Source organism: Leptotrichia sp. oral taxon 221, from assembly GCF_018128245.1.
GTDB lineage: Bacteria > Fusobacteriota > Fusobacteriia > Fusobacteriales > Leptotrichiaceae > JABCPH02.
This window is the reverse complement of sequence record NZ_CP072378.1, coordinates 625121-645892: the sequence shown is the minus strand read 5'-3', so window position 1 is coordinate 645892 and position 20772 is coordinate 625121. Positions and strand designations below refer to the sequence as shown.

Genomic DNA, 20772 nt, shown 5'->3' with positions numbered 1-20772 from the left:
ATAATTTATGATAATTATCCTATATTAAAATATTCCTTTTCATTAAATATTTCATCTAAAATTTCATCATAATTTTCGATTTTTTCCTCTTCTGCTAAAACATCTTCCAACTTAGGATTTGTCACTGGATGTTTAGGTGCAAATAACGCACATGAATCTTCATGCGGTTCTATCGATTTTTCATATGTATCAATATCCTTCGCAATATCAATAATTTCTGTTTTGTCCATCCCAATCAACGGTCTGAATACTGGTAATTTTTCCATAACTGCATTTGTACAAGTCAATCCTCCCATTGTTTGCGAAGCAACCTGTCCTAAACTTTCCCCTGTTATTAATGCTTGATATTGCATTGTATTTGCTAATCTTTCTGCTAATCTCATCATTGCTCTTCTACCCAATATTGTTGCCAAATCTTTTTTTGTTTTTTCATTAATTATTTCCTGAATTTTTAAAATATTCATCGAATAAAGTCTAGCTTTCCCTGTATAAATCGACAATATTTCTGTAAGTTCCTTAATTTTTTCCAACGCTTGTTTACTTGTAAATGGAAAACTATGGAATGTAACAAAATTCAATCTCATTCCTCTTTTTGCCATCATAAATGAAGCAACTGGACTATCTATTCCTCCAGATAACAAAACAAGACCTTTTCCTGTTGATCCTAAAGGCAGCCCTCCGTAAGTTTTTATTTTATCAGTATAAATATACACATTTTTTCTAATATCTACATTAAAAATTATATCTGCATCTTTCATTTTAACCTTTTCAAACGGACTATTAATCAAAATATGCGCTCCCAATTCTTTTGCATATTCCATCGAGTTTTTCTCAAAACCTTTATTGCTTCTATTTACTACAACCTTAAAATTTCTAGCTCCTTTTTCATAAGCATACTCTGCAAACTGTAAAAGTTTTTCTTTTATTTGTTCGTCTTCTCTCTCAACTTTTGCCGCTTGATTAAGTCCTACAATTCCAAAAACTTTTTTCATTTTTTCAGTAACTGCATCTAAATCTTCTGAATTGATAAAAAGATACGGCTTTGAAATGTCATCAAATAGCGTATACTCAAACCCTTCTAACACTTTTTTAATTTTATTTCTTAGCTTTTTCTCAAATTGCCCTCTATTTTTCCCTTTTAAAGACAACTCTCCATAAGCTAAACCTATTGAATTTAGTAATTCTTTATTGGTATAACTCATTAATTTTTTCCTTTCTCTGTTTAATTTTTCTTTCATTATTTTTAATTTCCTAATCACTATTATAAAGACTTATCAAAAAAAATGCAATAATTAATTTTTATCTCATCTTTCTAATTCTTTCAACACTTGATTTTAATACTGTTACAACTTCAGAAATTTCTTCCAAAGTGTTATAAATAGAAAAACTAAATCTTATTGCTCCATTAATTTCACTCGGATCAAGTTTCATAGCCTCCAAAATTCTACTATTTCCAGTTTTTGAAGAACAAGCCGAACCTGTTGAAACATAAATTTCATTCATTCCTAAAAAATGTGTCAACACTTCACCTTTTGCACCTTTAAACGATACATTCAATATTTTGGGACTTGATTTTTTTATATCAAATCCTGAATTAAACTTCACATTTTCTATATTCTTTTCAATTTCTTCTGCAAATTTTTCTTTCAACTCTTGAATTTTTTTCATATCATTTTTATAATTTTTTTGTAATAATTCCACAGCTTTTGTAAAAGCAAAAATCAATTCTGTTGGCATTGTTCTCTTGACTATTCCATTTTCAGAATTTTCCCCCTTTACAACATTTATAACCTTTACATCTTTCTTCAAATAAATTGCTCCAATTCCCTTTGGTGCATAAATCTTATGTCCACTCATAGTTATAGCATCTACTGAAATCTCATCAAATTTAATATCCACTGTTCCAAGCCCTTGTACAAAATCTGTATGAAAATAAATATCTTTACTTTTCTCTTTTATAATTTTTCCAATTTCCTCAAGATTTTGAATTGCACCAGTTTCACTATTAACTGCCCCTATCGAAACTATCAATGTATCCTCTCTCAATAGATTTTTTAGTTGCTCGGTATTCACATATCCCTCTTTATCAACATCTAAATAATCTACTTCAAATCCTTTTTGTTCATAATAACGAAAATTTTCAAAAACTGTTGGATGCTCGATTTTCGTTGTAATCAAATGTTTTTTCGTACGAGAATTTGCTTCAATAATCCCTTGTAACAACAAATTATTTCCATCTCCTCCACCAGCTGTAAAAAATACTCTATTTCCGTCAACTCCTAAAAAATCTCCTACTATTTTTCGTGACTTTTTAATCTTCTGAGCAATTTTATGTGAAAATTCATGTATTGCATCAGCATTTGCAAAATTTTCTTTCATTGATTCAACCATTACATCAATGACTTCTTGCTTAGGTTTTGTACTTGCTGCATTATCTAAATATATCATTTTATTCCTTCCTATTCATTCTAACTTTATTATTTCTAACAAATTTTGTCAACTACTTAAAAATAAGCACTCTGCAAGTTTTCTCTCACAAACAAAGTGCTTAGATTTCATTAATATTAAATTTTATAACCAACTTGTTTTATACATGTTATAATCAATTTCAGGGAAAATATTATCTCTGTATTCAATTTCTCTTATCCAAGATTCATCAAGCGTTCCATTTTTGAAATCTTCGTAAATCTTAAATAATCTATGAACATGGTCACTTACTTTTTTCTGTGCATAACCAACCATTGTTCCTGTATACATTATAAATTCCCAACAAGAAGTTTGAGCCATTAATAATTCTCTTGCTGCTTGATTTAATGCTCTGTATTCTAGTTCATTTTGTGGATCTCTTCCATTAGCTAGTTCTATCATTCTTTCAGCTGCTTTATGTAAATGTCTGTAAACATAATCATTTGATCCATCTATCCAAACATCATAATATCCATTTGCTCCCCAACTTGACATACTTACATCTACAATTTGATTTGTTGGGTATTTTTCTAAGTATTTATATGGTGTTATTGTTGAGAAGTTTGATTCAGCTGTTGCTCTGAATACCCATTCTAAGAAAATAGGCCCTTCATACCACCAGTGTCCATAAAGCTCTGCATCATAAGGTGAAATAACTATTGGTTTTCTATATTTCATTCTAGATGCCAAAAATTCAATTTGTTTTGAACGATTGAAAACGAAGTTATAAGCATGTTCTTTTGCTCTGTTGTATGCTGCTTCTGGATCGTAAACTGCTTTATAAGTTCCTTTTTTATCAGTTATTGCATGATATTTGATTCCAATATTTCTTCTTACACCATCACTATGTAAGTAAGGTTTTATATAATCATAATCTAATTCATATCCTGCATCTTTATGGAATTCTCTATAAAGTCCATCTCCTGGATATCCACTTTCCGAACTCCAAACTTGTTCAGATGATTCCAAATCTCTAGCAAATGCCGCTACGAAATTTCTTGTATAAACTGGAGAATAAATACCATAAACAGGTCTTGGATCACTATGCATAATTCCATGCGCATCAACCAAGAAGTATCTAAATCCATGTTTTTCCAAGTATTTATCTTGTCCTGGATAATATGCACATTCTGCTAACCAAATTCCTTTAGGGTCTCTACCAAAATTCTTGATATAATCTTTTTTAGCCATATAAACTTGTGCATTAACTGCTTCAGGATAATCTTTCATTACTGGTAAAAATCCATGTGTTGCTGTAACTGGAATTATTTCTAAATTCCCTTGATCTTGGAATCCTCTAAATGCTCCAACTAAATCTTTATGATATTTGTTTACAAAAATATCTTTTGCAGTTTTATGTACATGTAAATTATGATTTGCAACCTTAATCATATCAGGATATGGTTTTAATCTTTCTACTTCCTTTTCACAAAATTCAACTAATTTTGTTATATGTTTTACATATCTGTTTCTCAAAAGATCATCATTCAACATATTTACCAATGTTCCTGACATTGTTAATGTTAAATTCCAAGGTATATTATCTCTAGTCAAATTCTCAAACATCTCTAAAAGTGGGATGTATGTTTCAGTTATTGCCTCGTATAACCAATCCTCTTCCAAAAATTCTTCATACTCTGGATGTCTTACATAAGGTAAATGAGCATGTAAAACAAAACTTAAATATCCTTTATTCATAAATTCACTTCCTCCACCTTTTTATTAATATTTATATACTTGTATTATACCACATTTTTTGGCAATTTGAAAATTATTTTTTTCATAAATTTTTTTATTTTTTTATTTTTATAAAACTTTTTTGAATTATTTATAACATTTGAATATAAATAAGATAATTACATTATTTTTCTTTTTAACAATTATAAAATTTAATAAAAAATTTTTAATTTATCTCTTATAAATTCTATCTCAACTTTTTCATTTTTCCCCTCTTCACCGTCAATACTAACTCCAATTTCCTCAGAAACTTCCTCAATTACGCATTTTTTCGCTTGTAAAGTTCGCACATTTTCATTATTAACAAGCTGTCCATTAAATAAATCAAACAAAATTTTTGAAATTTCTAAAGGATTTTCTATATTTTTTACAATTAGAATATCCATAATCCCATCATCAACATTTGCATTTTGAAGTAACTCATCAAATCCTCCAACATTTTTTCCATTTAAAATTATATATAAAATTGCTTTTTCTGAAATCTCTTCATTGTCGTCTATTAGCATTTTTAAATCAAATTTTTTTATGTTTTTCAATTCATCAATACCCGTTATGTAATACGCTGTTTTTCCAAAAGTTTTCTTCAATCCCTTATCTGTCGCATATGAAACCTTTGTAAAAAGTCCACCAGCATATGAAGATAAAAATATTTTATTCCCATTTATCAATCCAAAATCAACAAATTTTGACTTTTTGTTTAAAATATTATTTATCCAATCTTCAATTTTTTCTCCTAAATTCAAAGACTTTGCCAAATCGTTAGATGTCCCTGTCGGAAAAATTGCAATTTCAGGAAATTCAATATTTTCATTATACATGTCTGTTAAGCATCTACTTAAAGTTCCATCTCCACCAGATAAAATCACAATATCATACTTTTCATTTTTTAAAATTTCTATCAATCTATCATAATTTCTGCTTATACTATATAAAGTTAAAATTATCCCTTTTTCCAATAATTTTGTCGTTATTAAATCGAAATTATTTAAAATCAAATTTGAATTACCTGATTTTGGATTATATACTAAAAGTGCTTTTCTTAATTTTTTTCTCATACATCATACCTCATTTTCAAAAATTTTTATTTTTTAACAAATTAATTTTCATTAAATGCTTTTGGCTCATATCCAATATTAAATATGTATCTCACGCCTTCTCCAGGTGACTTCGCCAACCCAAAATATATCGGTCCTATTGGTAATCTCGCTCCAACACCTAAACTGTAATTTTCTTTTTGTTCTTTTCCAAAATCAAATCCTTTGTCTGATATTCTAGCGATTGATCCATTTATTCCAGCAAATATAAATTTATTTATTTGATATTGTAAATTCAATTTCCCAATAAAAATACTACTTCCTGACAATTTATCTACAGGTATTCCACCAAACTCCATTGAATAATCACTTTCTGAGAATCCTCCTAGTTTCGGTCTATAAGTTTCAGGAACTTTATCTCCATCAGTTGTTACATAAGTTATACTAGGCGTCACCGTTACCTTTTTACCAAGAGGTATATTTACTTCTCCTTTTGCATATAAAGTATCAAATTTTGCTTCTTTTGAAGATCCTTTTATATAATCTGCTTTAAAATAAGAGCCTTTAGTAGCAAAATTAATTGCATCTCTAGAATCATGTGTTAAACTTGTTTCAAAATAAGGAAATTTTGTTTTTTTATTCATATTTTTATCCAAACTTTTATTTACATCAGAGATTTGATAACCTCCACCAATTAAAAATAATGTATTCGTATTTAATTCTACTCCAAGTCCTAATCCTGCTCTAAATTTTTGATTCTCAAAATCATATTTTTCATTCATAAAATATTGATTTTTTATTTTATCTCTTTTATACTCAAAATCAGTAACTCCTAAAAGTTTATTTGATTTTCCAAAAAGAACAGTTCCTGCTCCATTTATACCATACTCATCGGCAATAATTCCTTTTAATTGATATCTAGTATCTAACGTACCTACAAGTGTCTTATTCCCTTGAATTCCAACTGTTATTGTTGCCAAATCTTCTGTATTTGCATTCGAAGAAAAAGTTAAATAATCTCCTGCCTTTTCCTGAACATTAATAACCAATTTATCACCATCTGCTATTTCATAATAAACTGTTGAAAAATCACCATTTTTATACAAATTATCTACAATACTTTCCAATTCTTTCTCATTCATTTTTCCTAATTTTTCAGGTAAATATCGTTTAAAATATTCTGTTTCGTATTTTTTATTTCCTCGAATTTCCACTGATTTTATATCGTATTCATTTTTCCAAGTTTTTCTAAATTCTTTTCTTTTTTCTTCTATTTCATCAAATTTTTTTGGATTGCTTAATTTTCTAATTTCATCAATATGATCTCTTGCTAATTTTTCTCCCATAGCAATAATATCCTTTGCTTTCAAAAAATCATATGCTTCTACTTTTGATAAATCTGGAGCCATATACATGTCCAACATTCTAATCTGTCTTTCAACTTCTTGTCTACCAGCTATTGTCATCGCATCTGAAACTACATCAACCAATGTCATTTTATTTAAATCTCTTTTTTCAAATCCACTTCCAACATTTATCCCTATTGTATAATCTGCCCCCAAAACCTTCAAATCTTGAACTGGCAAATTTCTAACAACTCCACCATCAATATACAATTTATCACCAACTTGCATTGGATTATAAATTGATGGCAGTGATAAGCTCGAACGAATTGCAGTAGCCAATGAGCCTTTTGTTATCATTACTCCTTCTCCAGTATTCAAATCAGTTCCTACTGCTGCAAATTTTTTTGGATATTTTGTAAAATCATTTTTATCGAGTACACCGTATAACAACTCATTTAATCTTTCACTTGCACTTTTACCACCAATTGCCCCAGGAGTTATTTTAGGCATAAATTTTTCCATAGGCAAACTTAATGTATTTCTGTCCTCAATCATATTTCTTACTATCCCTTTTTTCTCTCTATCAATTTTATCATTAAACAAGCCCATCCAATCCATATGAACTGCAATATCCTCTAACTCTTTCGCTGTATATCCCGCTGCATAAAGTCCTCCAATTATACTTCCCATACTTGTTCCTGTCACATACTCAATCGGCACTTTTTCCTCTTCCAAAACCTTCAAAATTCCAATATGTGCAAGTCCCTTTGCTGAACCTCCACCAAATGCAATTCCAATTTTCTTATCTATCTCTGGAACAGTATCTATCTCATTATTTACAACAAATTTCCCTTCTGATTTTTTATCTGTTTCCAAAGAATCTTTCTTATTTTTTGAAACTTTTTTACTCTTTTTATCTTCCCCTTTTACTTTTGTATCCTTACTATCTTTCTCATCTATACTCTCTTGTTTAGAATTTTCTTTAGAATTCTTTTTATCCGTCTCACTAACTACAATCAGTTTATCTGAACATCCATTACCGCATAAATTTTCACTATTCTCTGAAAAACTTTCTGCCAAAAGAAAATTATTAAAAACCAATAAACACAATAAAATTTTTATCCACTTTTTTCTTATCATATTATTCTCCTTTCACCATTTTATCAAAACCTAAATTATTTCATACAACTCACTTAATTTATCAACTTTATATTTTGTTTTAATTTCTGGATTTTCATCTTTCCCTAATAAATTAACCCAACAAGTATCTATTCCAAAATTAATCCCACCTTTAATATCAGCTGTTTGCGAATCCCCTATCATTATAATTTCACTCTTGTCTAAATTTTCACACCCCAATTTTTTTATCGCATACTCAAAAATCTTCGAATTTGGCTTACTCACTCCAACCTCTTCTGAAACAATAATTTCATCAATATATTCACTAATTTTTGAATTTTCTATTCTAGAATGTTGAACTTCTTTAATACCATTTGTCACAATCGCCACTTTGTACTTAGATTTTATATACTTACATAATTCCACCGCACCATCAAATAAATAAGTCCCCTCACCTAATCTATCTAAATACCCTTGACTAAATTTTTCAGCATCATATTTAAGTCCAACTTTCTCAAACAATTGCTTAAATCTCTCTACCCTCAAATTTTTACTTGTAATATTCCCTTTCTCCAATTCCGACCACAAAAAACTATTAATCTTCTTGTACTCTTCCTTTATTGAAAAATATTCCTCTTCAGAATTTCTTTCAAAAAAACCAAAATCTTCAAAAACCTTTCTCATCGCATGTTTTTCAGACTTTTCATAATCAAATAAAGTATCATCTGCATCTATTAATACAACTCTATACATTTTCCCTCTTTTCTTTTCTAAAAATTTCTCATTTTCTATTTTAATTCCATCTGTACAATCTCTCAAAAAATAAAATAGAATTAACAATTTCATTATATCCAATTTTCCACTTTTTATCAATCTTTTTGAAAATAAAAAAATACGCTTTTCAACCTGTTTTTACCACAAGTATCTAGCGTATTTCACAAATTTATTTTATTTTTTTAACATTTTTTCTTGTAAGAATTTCAATGCCTTGTCAACATTAGCTTCCTTACCTTGTTCTGGCACATATTCAATATATTTAACAACATTATTTTCATCAACAATCATCAATGCTCTAGTTAACAATCCACTTTCTTTCATTAAAAGTCCATTTTGTGCTCCAAATTGATGATATTTGTAATCAGAAACTGTTTTAATTCCATTTATATCATTTGCTGTACAAAATCTTTCTTGTGCAAATGGAGTATCTACAGTAACTGAATAAAATTTAACATTTGGATATTTAGCTGCTGCTGTATTCAACATTTTTGTTTGTAACGAACAAACTTTCGTATCCAATGAAGGTGCTGTATAAATAACTTTTATCGCTTTATCTGCTAAAATATTCTTTTCTTCCAATTTACTATTTACTGTTAATGGAACACCTTTTAACGTATCTCCAACTTTTGTTTCTTTCCCAACAATCGTAACAGGATTTCCTCCCATAGTTATTTTTAAATTGTTGTCAGCTTTTAAAGTATCCAAATATTGAGTGTACTCTTTTGGAACTCCTGCTGGAGCTGCTGAAACTTCTTTTTTTGAACCACAAGAAACCATAATTCCTAGTAATCCTGTAATTAACAATAATTTCTTCATAATCTTAAACACAACTTTTTCGTTGTGTCCTCCTTTCAACCTAACAATTCTCTACTTAAATAAATTTCCCCTATCTAATCTATTAAAAACTAACAGATTTTTAAGGGGACATTTGTATATAATAATATCAAATTTTTAGATTAATGTCTATCTTTTTTTGATTTTTTTGAACTTTTCTTTCTTTTTGAAGAACCTTTATCTTGTTTCTTGTTTAATTTCTTATCTGATTTTTTGTCTGATGACTTTCTTTTTCTTCTTCCACCAGATTTTTTACCACTTGAATTTCCACCAGTGCTATTTGCTTTTTCTACTAATGGTTTTGAATCTTTCTTAGAATTTAAAGCTCTAATAATAAATTCTGCTTCTTGTAAAGGTACTGTTATGAATGAATATTTATCCATAATCTTAATATCTTTAACTTTTCTTCCAGGTGTTTTAGCTTTTTTATTCAATAAATCTAACAATCTACCAGCGTTATAACCATCTTTAGAACCTAACGCAATGAATAATCTAGTTTTATCATCAATTTTAACTTTTACATTTTCAATTTCATTATAATTTTCAGGCAAGAATTCATCTTCATAAACATGTCTTAACACAGAAGCTAAAACTTCTTGTGGATTTCTTCCTTCCAATAATTCAGTCGCTAATTGATCATATGCATTATGGTCGTTTTCTTTAATAATTTCATCCACATAAGCAATTAACGCTTCTTTTTTCGCATTTAAGATTTCTTCCACATTTGGTATATTTTCTCTCTTAATGTCTGTTTTTGTAATTCTTTTAATTTGCGCTAATTTACTAGCTTCTCTAGGTGTTACAAATGTAATTGCAATACCTTTTTGTCCAGCTCTTCCAGTTCTTCCAATTCTATGAACATAAGACTCTGCCTCTTGTGGTATCGAATAATTAATTACATGTGTCAAATTACTTACATCTATTCCTCTTGCTGCAACATCTGTCGCTACTAATATTGTAAGCACTTTTTTCTTAAATAAATCCAATGCTTTTTGTCTCAATCCTTGTGTAATGTCTCCGTGAATACATTCAGCATCGTAATTTCTAGCTTTCAATCTATTTGTTACATCATCAACTTCAGATTTTGTTCTACAGAAAACAATTCCATAAAAATCTTGTTCATAATCTAAAACTCTTGATAATGCTTCAAATTTATCTTCTTGTTTTACTTCATAATAAATTTGTTCTGTCAAGTTAGTTGTCAATTCTTTTTTCTCAACTTTTAACATTTTGTAGTTAACCATAAATCTTTTTGCAATATCCAAAATAGCTTTAGGCATTGTTGCTGAGAAGAATAACATTTTTTTCTCGTCATTTGTTTTTTCTAATATTAATTCGATATCTTCAAGAAATCCCATATTAAGCATTTCATCCGCTTCATCCAATACGAAATAATCTAAGTTATCAACTTTTAAAATTTTCTTTCTCATTAGGTCCATAACTCTTCCAGGCGTTCCAACTACAATATCTACACCCTTTTTTAAGTTTTTTATTTGCTGCTCAATAGAAGCTCCTCCATACACAGCCAATACTTTTATATCTTTTTCACCTTTTAATGAATAAATTTCATCTGCAACCTGATTTGCCAATTCTCTTGTTGGAGCTAAAATCAATGCTTTTACTGTTTTATCCGCATCTATTGTTTCCAATATCGGTATACTAAACGCTGCAGTTTTTCCTGTTCCTGTTTGCGCTTGTCCTATTAAATGTGTTCTTTCTTTTAATAATTCTGGTATTACTAATCTTTGTATTTCACTTGGTTCTTCAAATCCTTTTTTACTCAATGCATTAAGTAATTCTGTACTCAATCCTAAATCTTCAAATTTTTGCATTCTTTCCTTTTACCTTCCTTTTTTTACTAATACAAACTATTATATCATACTTTTCATTTTTCTGCTTGATTATTTTTTATTTTTTTCAATTTATTTCATTAATCAAAAAAGTATTTTTATTATTTCCACTCATTTTCTCTAAAGAAGGCAAAAGTCTTTATCAATCTTATTTCCCACTATCTCCATAATTTTTCAACACTCTTGCACTTGGATCGTCTACATCGCATCCTTCCCACTCTTTATTCGGCATCCAAAAATCTTTTATCCATTTAGCTTTGTTTGGGTAGAATTTTTCAAAAATATCTCTATACAGTAGTGATTCTTTTGTAAATGGTGTTCTATATGGATATTTGTCTACAGCATTTTTCAAGTCCTCATCAGTATATTTCCCCTCTGCATATTCTTTCAAATAATCAACCATTGAATGTCCTACTGCATCACTAAACGCTGCTTTTTCTCTATACAAAATGCTATCTGGCAAGTAGTCTAACCCTTCAAATGCTTTTCTCAATAAATATTTTCCTTTATTATATTTATTCATTTTTTTCTCAGGATTCACGCTCATAACATAATCTACGAAATCCAAGTCACCAAACGGAACTCTTGCTTCTAACGAATTTGCAGCAATCACTCTATCAGCTCTCAACACATCATACATATACAATTCTCTAATTCTTTTTTGAGATTCTTTTTGAAATTCTTCAGGTGTCGGTGCAAAATCTGTATATTTGTAACCAAATATTTCATCGCTGACTTCTCCTGTCATAAGCACCTTCAAATCAGTATTTTCGTGAATATATTTACACACTAAATACATTCCAATACTAGCTCTTATTGTTGTAATATCCCATGTTTCCAAGTGCCAAATTACTTTTTCCAACGAATCCAAAACATCTTTTTTTGTCATAATTACTTCTGTATGCTCCGTTCCTAAAAAATCCGCCACTTCTTTCGCATATCTCAAGTCAATCGGATCTGTTTCCATCCCAATTGCAAAAGTTTTTATTGGTTTATCCAAAAATTTTTGAGAAACTGCACAAACCAATGAAGAATCTAATCCACCACTCAACAAAAATCCCAACGGTGCATCTGAATGTAATCTCTTTATTATTCCTTTTTCCAATTTTTCTCTAATTTTAGAAGTTATCGTATCTAAATCTTCATCAATAATTCTTTTTGGATCTGCCAAATCATTGTACAAATGAAATTCTCCATCTTTGTAATAATGACCTGGAGGGAATGGAAATACTTCATCGCAAAATTCTATTAAGCCTTTAGCTTCTGATGAAAATGCGATTCCGCCAGTTTCTTTATCATATCCATAAAACATCGGTCTTATACCAATCGGATCTCTTCCAGCCATTATTTCACCAGTTTCTCCATCAAATAAAACTAAAGCAAATTCAGCATCCAACATCTTCAACATAATTTCAAATCCAAATTTTTCATAAAGCGGAATAAGTACTTCACAATCACTTTCTGACTTAAATTCAAACTCATCCCTCAACAATTCCCTCAATTCCAAGAAATTATAAATCTCCCCATTACAAATCAATTTTTTCCCATCTCTTTCAAACGGTTGATTTCCTTTTGCTGACAAATCCATAATCGATAATCTATGAAATCCCCAAATCCCATCTTCTTCTTTGATTATTTGGTTATCAGGCCCTCTATGAAAAATATTGTCATAACTTTTTTTAAACATTTCCTTATTAATTTTTTGTTTTGATGCAAATACAAATCCACACATACTAATTTCTCTCCTTTTTTCTCTTAAATTTTCGTAATTATACAACTGCTAAATAAAGAAAAAACCGCAATCTCTAAAAAATTGCGGGTATTAAATATACATTATATGAATTAAGTATGTTACAAACTTGTCAAAACAAATTTACAATTAATGTTTTTCATAATTACAATGTACGGAAATGCCTTTTCATGCACTCGATACCCGCCAATACTAACGTAATTGGATCACGTCTCAGTCTACTAAAATTTCTTTTTATTGATTTAATTCATTTTATTTAAAATTTTTATAATTTATATTAAATCTCTCATTTCTAAAAGAAATTCTTTCGGTGAGCAACTCCAGAGTGTTCTTCACTAATTACTCCATTGTTAGACTTCCACCATCTCTAACTCGCTCTTAACTTCTGTAAAAAGCTACTCTCTCTATCACAGTCTTTTCATCTATTTAGCTTTATTATGAACTTATACTATCATAAAAAATCATAAATGTAAAATATATTATTATTACATAATCATTTATAATATTTATAGTTTTAACAATTTATATTATTTTTCAAAAAATTCTGTTGCCAATTCTTTCAAGAAATAAACATCTGACACTCCACAAAGTTCCCTTGCTGAGTGCATTGCAAGCATAGGTATTCCAACGTCTATTCCATCGATTTCTAAGTGAGTTGAAGAAATAGGTCCTATTGTACTTCCTCCCAATTCATTTGACTCATTTACAAACGGCTGTATTTTAATATCTGTTCCATCAATTATTTGTTTTATTACAGAAGTTGAAAATCCGTCTGAAGTATATTTTTGTCTAGCACTAATTTTTACTGAAATACCTTCATTAATTCTACCTCTGCTTGTAGGATCCGTTTTGTTCATATGTGCAGGATGTGCTGCGTGTGCTGCATCTGCCGATAACATAAATGATCCACTTAACATTCTCAAGAAATTTTCTCTCGTATAACCTAATCCTAACACTATTCTTTCCAATGTATGTATTAAATAATTTGAATCTGCCCCTTGTTTTGTCGCACTTCCAATTTCTTCATTATCAAAAGCCACAAAAACGTTTATTTGTTTTTGATTATGCTCACTTTCCACCAATCCTAAAAGTCCTGCATAAACTGAAACTAAATTATCAATTCTTGGTGCTGAAATAAATTCTTCATTTGCCCCCAAAAGACATCCTTTTTCAGTATTGTAAACATACAAATCAAAATCCAAAACATCTTCTTTTTTCAAATTAATTTTATCAAAAATGTAATTTAATAAAAAGTTATCTTTTTCAAATATTTCATTCATTAATCCAATTACTGGCAACACATCTTTTTGTCTGTCAATTTTTACCCCATTATTAACATCCCTGTTTTGATGTATTGCTAAATTTGGTATTGTCATTAGTGGCTCATCAAATTTTATAGCAACTGTTCTTGGAAAAAACGGATCATTTGTTCTAAGAATAACTCTTCCTGCGATTGAAAGTGGTCTGTCAAACCATGTACTTAAAATTGGTCCCCCATAAACTTCCGTATTCAATCGAATTATATTCTCTGTAATCATCTCAGGATTTGGTTTTATTCTGAAACAAGGCGAATCTGTATGTGATCCAAATATTTTAAACCCTCTCGACAAATCTACGTCTTTCCCCACTGTAAACGCAATTATCGCAGAATTTGATTGTTTTACAAAATATTGACCCCCTTTTTTCAATTTCCACTCTTCTCTCGGATTCAATCTTTGAAATCCATTTTCTTCCAAAATATCTGATGAATTTTTTACTGCATGATAGGCACTTGGACTGTCATCGATAAATTCAATTACTTCTCTAGCAAAACTTTTGATTTCTAAATCTATAAATCTTTTTTGTATTTGCTGCATTTCTTCATTCGTGTGTATCATTTTCATCCCTCTCTTTCCAAAAAAAAATTCAACTCTATTTACTAAAAAATATACGTTTTTCAATTTTTTTGTGTCTCTTACTTTGATAAAAGTATACCTTGAAAATCTTAAATTTCAATAGATTGAAACCAAATTAAATGTTTTTTAATAAATCTCAGAAAATTTACCAATTAAATAATCAATATAATATGATGAATCAAATTCTTTTCCAGTCATGTCTTTTATTATTTCTTTTGGTGTTTTTGTTTTCCCAAATTGATGAATATTGTTTTTTAAAATTTCATTTATTCTACTGAATTCTCCATTTTTTAATTCATCTAAAATATTTACTTTTTTGTTAATTGTATCGTAAATTTGTGCAGAATAAGCACTTCCTAGCGCATATGAAGGAAAATATCCAAATAATCCTGAAGCCCAGTGAACATCTTGTAAAATTCCTTTTGAATAAGTTTCTGGTCTAATTCCTAAATATTTTTCATATTTATCTGCCCAAGCTTCTGCCAATTCATCTACATCAACTTCCTTATCCAAGTCGCTAAAAATCTCTTTTTCAAGCTCATATCTTATCAAAATATGAATCGGATACGTCAATTCATCAGCTTCAATTCTAATAAACGACTCTTCAACTTCATTTGCTAGAATATACAAATCTTCAGCAGTTATCCCATTTTTTGACAATATTCCATCAAAAACTTTTTCAATTTTTGGATAAAGAAAACTTAAAAATTCTCGACTTCTTCCAAACATATTTTCATAAATTCTCGATTGTGATTCATGAATTCCCATTGAAGTTCCATTTCCTAAAATCGTATTAGAAATCTCGTCTGTGATGTGTTGTTCATACAAAGCATGTCCACCTTCATGAATTGTTGAATAAACTGAACTCAATAAATTATTCTCATAGTAATGCGTCGTAATTCTAACATCTTTATTTCCCATATCAGTAGTAAACGGATGCTCACTTTCCTTCAAAATACCTCTCTCAAAATCAAATTTCATTACATCTAGAATCTCTTTAGATAGCTCTTTCTGCTTTTGAATATCAAATTTCAATGATTTAAATTTTTTTCTTTTTTCTTCATCTAAAACTTTTTTCTCGCTCTTAACAATTTTCTTAATCAATGGCGACAATTCAGTTCTTACCTTCTCAAAAAATTCATCCAATTCCACAACAGTCATTTCTGGCTCATAATCGTCCAAAAGCGTATTGTATTGATGCCCTTCATATCCCCTCAATTTAATAAATTTCTTATTATATTCTATAATTTGCTTCAAATAATCCTTAAAAATCTCATAATTATTTTCATTTTTAGCTCTCTCCCAAACCCTTGAAGCTACTAAAACAATCTCTGAATATTTTTGATAATCTTCTTTGGGTATTTTTTTCATTTTTTCAAACGTCTCTTTTTTTATCTCTTGAATAATTTTTCTATCTAATTCATTCAAATTATTCTCATCAACCGAATAAACAAGTTCCTTAAACTCATCATTTATTACAGTCGAATAACTTTCTCCCGACAAATAATTAAGTGTCTTAGACTTTTTCTCAATCGCCATTCTAGGTGCCTCTGTTTCCAAATCCCAATTTAACAACGTTATCGCATCATCAAATGCTGCTTTTTTCTCTAATATTTCTTTAATTTTCTTCATTTTTTCGTTCATTTTTTCCTCCTCAAATTTCCTTTTTATACAGAATACTTTTTATTATATCACATTAATTTATTTTTTTGTAACGGACAAAAAGAAAATAATATGTTATAATAAATTATGTAAAAAATCATTTTTAATTGGGAGGAATATGTATGTCATATCAAACGATTATTGTTGGAATTGCTGGTGGAACTGGATCTGGTAAAACTAGCGTGACTAAGGCGATTATCGAAGATTTAGAAAAGAAAGGAATTCATTCAATTTTGCTGGAACAGGATTCTTACTATAAAAAAAATGATCACTTGACTTATGAGGAAAGAGTGGGATTGAATTATGACCACCCTGATGCAATTGATTTTAACTTGTTAGAAGAGCATATTTTATCTTTGAAAAATGGAAAATCTATTGAAAAGCCGATTTATGATTTCCAAGTTCATAATAGGGTTAATGAGACAGAACACATTGAACCTGCGAATTTAATAATTGTAGAAGGGATTTTAGTTCTTGCTATACCGAAAATTCGTGATTTGTTTGATGCGAAAATTTTCGTTGATACAGATGACGATGAGAGATTGTTAAGAAGGATTGAGAGAGATTTGCATGAACGTGCGAGAAGTTTCGAAAGTATAAAAAATCAATATATAAATACAGTAAAACCAATGCACTTAGAATTTGTTGAGCCTTCAAAAAGATACGCAGATGTTATTATTCCTAGAGGAAAAGATAATAAAGTTGGAATAAAAATGGTCGCAAGTCGTCTTAGATACTTGTTTAATCATTTAGAAAAAAAATAAAAAATTAAGTTTAATTTGAGAGGAGAAATATTTTATGAAAATAGTTGTAATTGGTGGTGGAGCAGCGGGAATGATGTTTTCCACTCAATATAAAAAAGCAAACCCTGATGATGAAGTTTTTTTGTTTGAAAAATCTTCATATGTTGCTTGGGCTGGTTGTCCGACACCTTATTTTATTGCTGATGAATTGAAAAAAAGTGATGTTTTACACGGAACGCCTGAAGACTTTATAAAAAGAGGAGTTAATGTAAAAATTCATCATAAAGTGACTGGTATTGACTTTCAAAATAAGACTTTGAATGTTGAAGGTGAAGAAATAAACGGAATTTTTGGTTATGATAAACTTGTGATTGCTGTTGGAGCAAAATCGTTTATTCCAAATATTTCTGGATATTCTAAAAATTTGACTAATGTTTTCACGCTTTCTCATGCAGAAGAGGCTTTTAAAATTAAAGACTACATTACTGAAAATAAAGATAAATTGAAAAAAGCTGTGGTTGTTGGAGCTGGATTTATTGGGCTTGAAACTGCAGAAGCCTTTAATAAAAAAGGATTAAATGTGACAATTGTTGAAAAGGCTGGAGAAATTTTACCTTCGTTTTCTGAAAAATTGAAAGCTGGGGTTTATAAAGAAATTGAAAATCGAGGAATTTCTTTGAAGTTGAATGCTGGTGTTACTGAAATTGTTTCACAAGATGGAAAAGCAAGCGCTGTAAAATTAGATAATGGAGAAATAATTGATTTCGATATTGCATTATTTAGTATTGGAATTACTCCTAATATTGATTTTATTCCTAAAAATTTAAAAACTGACCAAGGAAAAATTGTTGTAAATGATAAATTCGAGACTAATTTACCTGATGTTTATGCAATTGGAGATTGTATATTTAACAAATTCTATAAAACAGATAGAAATCTTTATGCACCGTTTGGGGATGTCGCTAATAAACACGGAATGATGTTGGCGAAATACTTGTCTGGAAAAAATATTAGCTGGAAAGGATTGTTAAGATCTTTTGCAACTTCATTTTATGATATTAAATTGGCACAAACTGGATTGACATTGAAAGAAGCGTTAGATTTAGGATTTAATGCAGATGTTGTTGAAATGCATGCAATGTATAAAAATTCTGGATTTGAGGATTCTATTCCTGGAAAAGTTGAAGTTGTTTATGATAAAGATAAAAAAGTGTTGTTAGGTGGAAGTATGGTTGGAGCTCAAGCTGTTGCTCAATTTATCGACCAAATTGCGATTGTTACAACTTTAGAAACACCTATTGAAAAATTTATCGAAATTGATTTTGCTTATTCACCTACAAATGCGAGCGTTTGGAATCCATTGTTGGTAGTTTATAGAAAAGTTATTAAATAATTTTTTAAGCAGTTTTACTATAATTAAATAAAATTACGAATAATCTTAAAAATACAATAAATAGGAGGAAGTTCTGTGAAAATTAAATTGAAAAGATTAAAAAAAAATGTTCAGCATAATAAAAGATTTAGAATAAATTATCAGATTTTTTTTATGTTTCTCGCCATTTATAGTTTTGCAACATCACTACTTGATTTGCATGGCGATATCAGTATTTCCAAAAATCCTATTTTAGAATTTATCGATTTTTCGATTTATTTAATTTTTGCTATCGATTACATAGTTCGGTTTATTTTTGCAAAATACAAAGCTAATTTTATAGAAAATAATATTCCTGATTTAATCTCGATTATTCCATATTACTCGATTTTTAGACTATTTAGAATATTTAAAATCAGAAAATTCGCGAAACTTTTTCGATATCTAAAACTTTCTAAACTTTATTTATTCGTAAAAAAAACATACAAAAAAATCAAAAAATTCTTAAAATTGAATGGTTTGATTTATCTATTGATGATGGCTGCACTTGGAATTCTTATTTCTGCTCTTATTATTTCTTATGTAGAAAAAATGAAATATGGAGACAGTTTATGGTGGGCCTTTGTTACAGCAACAACCGTTGGATATGGAGATATTTCGCCAAGAACTCATGTTGGTAGATTTGTAGCGATTTTCCTTATGCTTATTGGTGTTGGAACTTTTGGAATGATTACAGGTACTGTCACAACCTATTTTTTAAACAAACAAAATGAATTTGTACCTGATGATGATTTAGAAAAATTTATTTTAAAATCCGAAAATTATAGCGATTCTGAAAAAAAGGAAATTATCACTTTTATAGATTTTTTAAAATCTAAACGAGAAAAATAATAAAAATTGTGGGCAATTTGAAAGTGTTAGAAATTTATACTTTCAACATTAAATCCCACAATTTTTTATAAATATTCCTACCATCCTATACCGTATATTATATTTTGAGTTTACACAAAATTCTGGACACTCTCAATAATTCTTTTACAAAATTATTTTCACATTTTTACTCATTAAATCCAAAATCTATTTAGCTTCTAAAATTATCAATTCTTTTGGACTCTTATTCAATACTTCACATCCATCTTTTTTCACAACAACATCGTCTTCGATTCTAACTCCACCCCATCCGTCAAAATAAAGTCCTGGCTCAATAGTTACAATCATATTTTCCTTCAATTCAATTTGTGACATTTTTGATAAATATGGTAATTCGTGAATTTCTATTCCAATTCCATGACCTAATCCGTGACCAAATGCTTCTCCTAATCCTTTTTCTGTAAAGAAGTTTCTTACAACAGTATCCACTTCATCTGATCTCATTCCAGCTTTAACAGTATTTATTCCTAATAATTGACTTTCTAAAACAGTGTTATAGATTTCTTTGTGTCTTTCTGTGATATTATTTCCATAATAAACTGTTCTTGTGATGTCAGAAACATATCCGTCATAATATGCTCCAAAATCCATTGTAATAAATTCATCTTTTTGAATTTTTTTGTCACTTGCTACACCATGTGGCATCGCACTTCTGTACCCACTAGCCAAAATAGTATCAAACGATCTATCTTCAGCACCTAATTTTCTTTGAACATATTCCATATATCCAGCCAATTCTTTTTCAGAAACACCTTCTTTAATCACTTTCAAAACTTCAGAAAATGCAGTATCACTTATTTCAATCGCCTTTTTTATAGTTTCAATTTCTTCATTAGTTTTAACCATTCTCTCAAAAATTAATTTTTCTCCAACAGGTACTAAATCAGCTTTAAAAATCCCTTTTATTGTTTGATATAAAGAAAAAGTCACATCTTTATCCTCAAATCCAACAGTTTTCAATCCTAATTTTTCAATATATTCTCCAACAGTTTGCAATGAACCTCTTGTCACTTCTACAAATTCAAATCCCATTGGTGTCACTTGTTTTTCAGCTTGAGTTCTATATCTAAAATCCGAGAAGAAATAGTTCCCTTTTTTTGTAACCAAAGCCACTCCAGTAGTTCCTGTAAATCCAGCAAAATATCTCAAATTATACAAATTTGTCAAAAAAATTCCATCAATATTTAATTCATTCAATATTCTTTCTAATTTATCTGTTCTTTTAGTCATCTTCTATTCTCCAATCTTAATTTATTT

15 protein-coding genes are annotated in these 20772 nt (G+C 29.2%); 3 read left to right on the top strand and 12 right to left on the bottom strand.

Annotated features, from left to right (window positions below; all coding sequences use genetic code 11):
* Nucleotides 1-14: 14 nt before the first annotated feature.
* The 11 genes from thiI to J4863_RS02885 all read right to left on the bottom strand — a co-directional run bounded on the left by thiI (nt 15) and on the right by J4863_RS02885 (nt 16452).
* Nucleotides 15-1238, bottom strand: a complete 1224-nt coding sequence (gene thiI, locus J4863_RS02935; RefSeq protein WP_249111563.1) for a tRNA uracil 4-sulfurtransferase ThiI — start codon at nt 1236-1238, stop codon at nt 15-17.
* Between the two features lie 61 nt (nt 1239-1299).
* On the bottom strand, nt 1300-2448 hold the full coding sequence (locus J4863_RS02930; protein ID WP_211618974.1) for a cysteine desulfurase family protein: 1149 nt from the start codon (nt 2446-2448) through the stop codon (nt 1300-1302).
* 123 nt (nt 2449-2571) lie between these two features.
* A complete protein-coding gene (locus J4863_RS02925; RefSeq protein ID WP_211618973.1) occupies nt 2572-4164 on the bottom strand; it encodes a glycoside hydrolase family 57 protein in 1593 nt (530 codons plus the stop codon).
* 191 nt (nt 4165-4355) lie between these two features.
* On the bottom strand, nt 4356-5258 hold the full coding sequence (locus J4863_RS02920) for a diacylglycerol kinase family protein (RefSeq protein WP_211618972.1): 903 nt from the start codon (nt 5256-5258) through the stop codon (nt 4356-4358).
* Between the two features lie 41 nt (nt 5259-5299).
* On the bottom strand, nt 5300-7723 hold the full coding sequence (locus J4863_RS02915) for a patatin-like phospholipase family protein (protein ID WP_211618971.1): 2424 nt from the start codon (nt 7721-7723) through the stop codon (nt 5300-5302).
* A 30-nt stretch (nt 7724-7753) separates the two neighbouring features.
* The gene (locus tag J4863_RS02910) at nt 7754-8548 is read right to left on the bottom strand and encodes a YjjG family noncanonical pyrimidine nucleotidase (RefSeq protein WP_249111582.1); all 795 of its coding nucleotides are present in this window, start codon (nt 8546-8548) and stop codon (nt 7754-7756) included.
* A gap of 102 nt (nt 8549-8650) precedes the next feature.
* The gene (tpx, locus tag J4863_RS02905; RefSeq protein ID WP_211618970.1) at nt 8651-9295 is read right to left on the bottom strand and encodes a thiol peroxidase; all 645 of its coding nucleotides are present in this window, start codon (nt 9293-9295) and stop codon (nt 8651-8653) included.
* 140 nt (nt 9296-9435) lie between these two features.
* Nucleotides 9436-11145, bottom strand: a complete 1710-nt coding sequence (locus J4863_RS02900; RefSeq protein ID WP_211618969.1) for a DEAD/DEAH box helicase — start codon at nt 11143-11145, stop codon at nt 9436-9438.
* Nucleotides 11146-11311: 166 nt separating this feature from the next.
* Nucleotides 11312-12895 carry an asparagine synthase B gene (asnB, locus tag J4863_RS02895; RefSeq protein ID WP_211618968.1) on the bottom strand — a complete coding sequence of 528 codons (1584 nt, stop codon included), beginning with the start codon at nt 12893-12895 and terminating at the stop codon, nt 11312-11314.
* A 545-nt stretch (nt 12896-13440) separates the two neighbouring features.
* Nucleotides 13441-14796, bottom strand: coding sequence for a M18 family aminopeptidase (locus J4863_RS02890; protein WP_371815580.1), 1356 nt, complete (start codon nt 14794-14796; stop codon nt 13441-13443).
* A gap of 138 nt (nt 14797-14934) precedes the next feature.
* On the bottom strand, nt 14935-16452 hold the full coding sequence (locus J4863_RS02885) for a carboxypeptidase M32 (RefSeq protein ID WP_249111562.1): 1518 nt from the start codon (nt 16450-16452) through the stop codon (nt 14935-14937).
* 140 nt (nt 16453-16592) lie between these two features.
* Between J4863_RS02885 and udk the strand changes: the two genes are divergently transcribed.
* From udk to J4863_RS02870, 3 genes are all read left to right on the top strand, one after another.
* Nucleotides 16593-17234, top strand: coding sequence for a uridine kinase (gene udk, locus J4863_RS02880; protein WP_211618967.1), 642 nt, complete (start codon nt 16593-16595; stop codon nt 17232-17234).
* 34 nt (nt 17235-17268) lie between these two features.
* On the top strand, nt 17269-18606 hold the full coding sequence (locus J4863_RS02875) for an FAD-dependent oxidoreductase (RefSeq protein WP_211618966.1): 1338 nt from the start codon (nt 17269-17271) through the stop codon (nt 18604-18606).
* Nucleotides 18607-18681: 75 nt separating this feature from the next.
* Complete coding sequence (locus J4863_RS02870; protein WP_211618965.1) at nt 18682-19476, top strand: potassium channel family protein; 795 nt, start codon at nt 18682-18684, stop codon at nt 19474-19476.
* A gap of 186 nt (nt 19477-19662) precedes the next feature.
* Here J4863_RS02870 and J4863_RS02865 read toward each other — a convergent pair whose 3' ends face one another.
* Entirely contained in the window at nt 19663-20745 is a 1083-nt protein-coding gene (locus tag J4863_RS02865) for a Xaa-Pro peptidase family protein (RefSeq protein ID WP_211618964.1), read from the bottom strand.
* Nucleotides 20746-20772 lie beyond the last annotated feature (27 nt).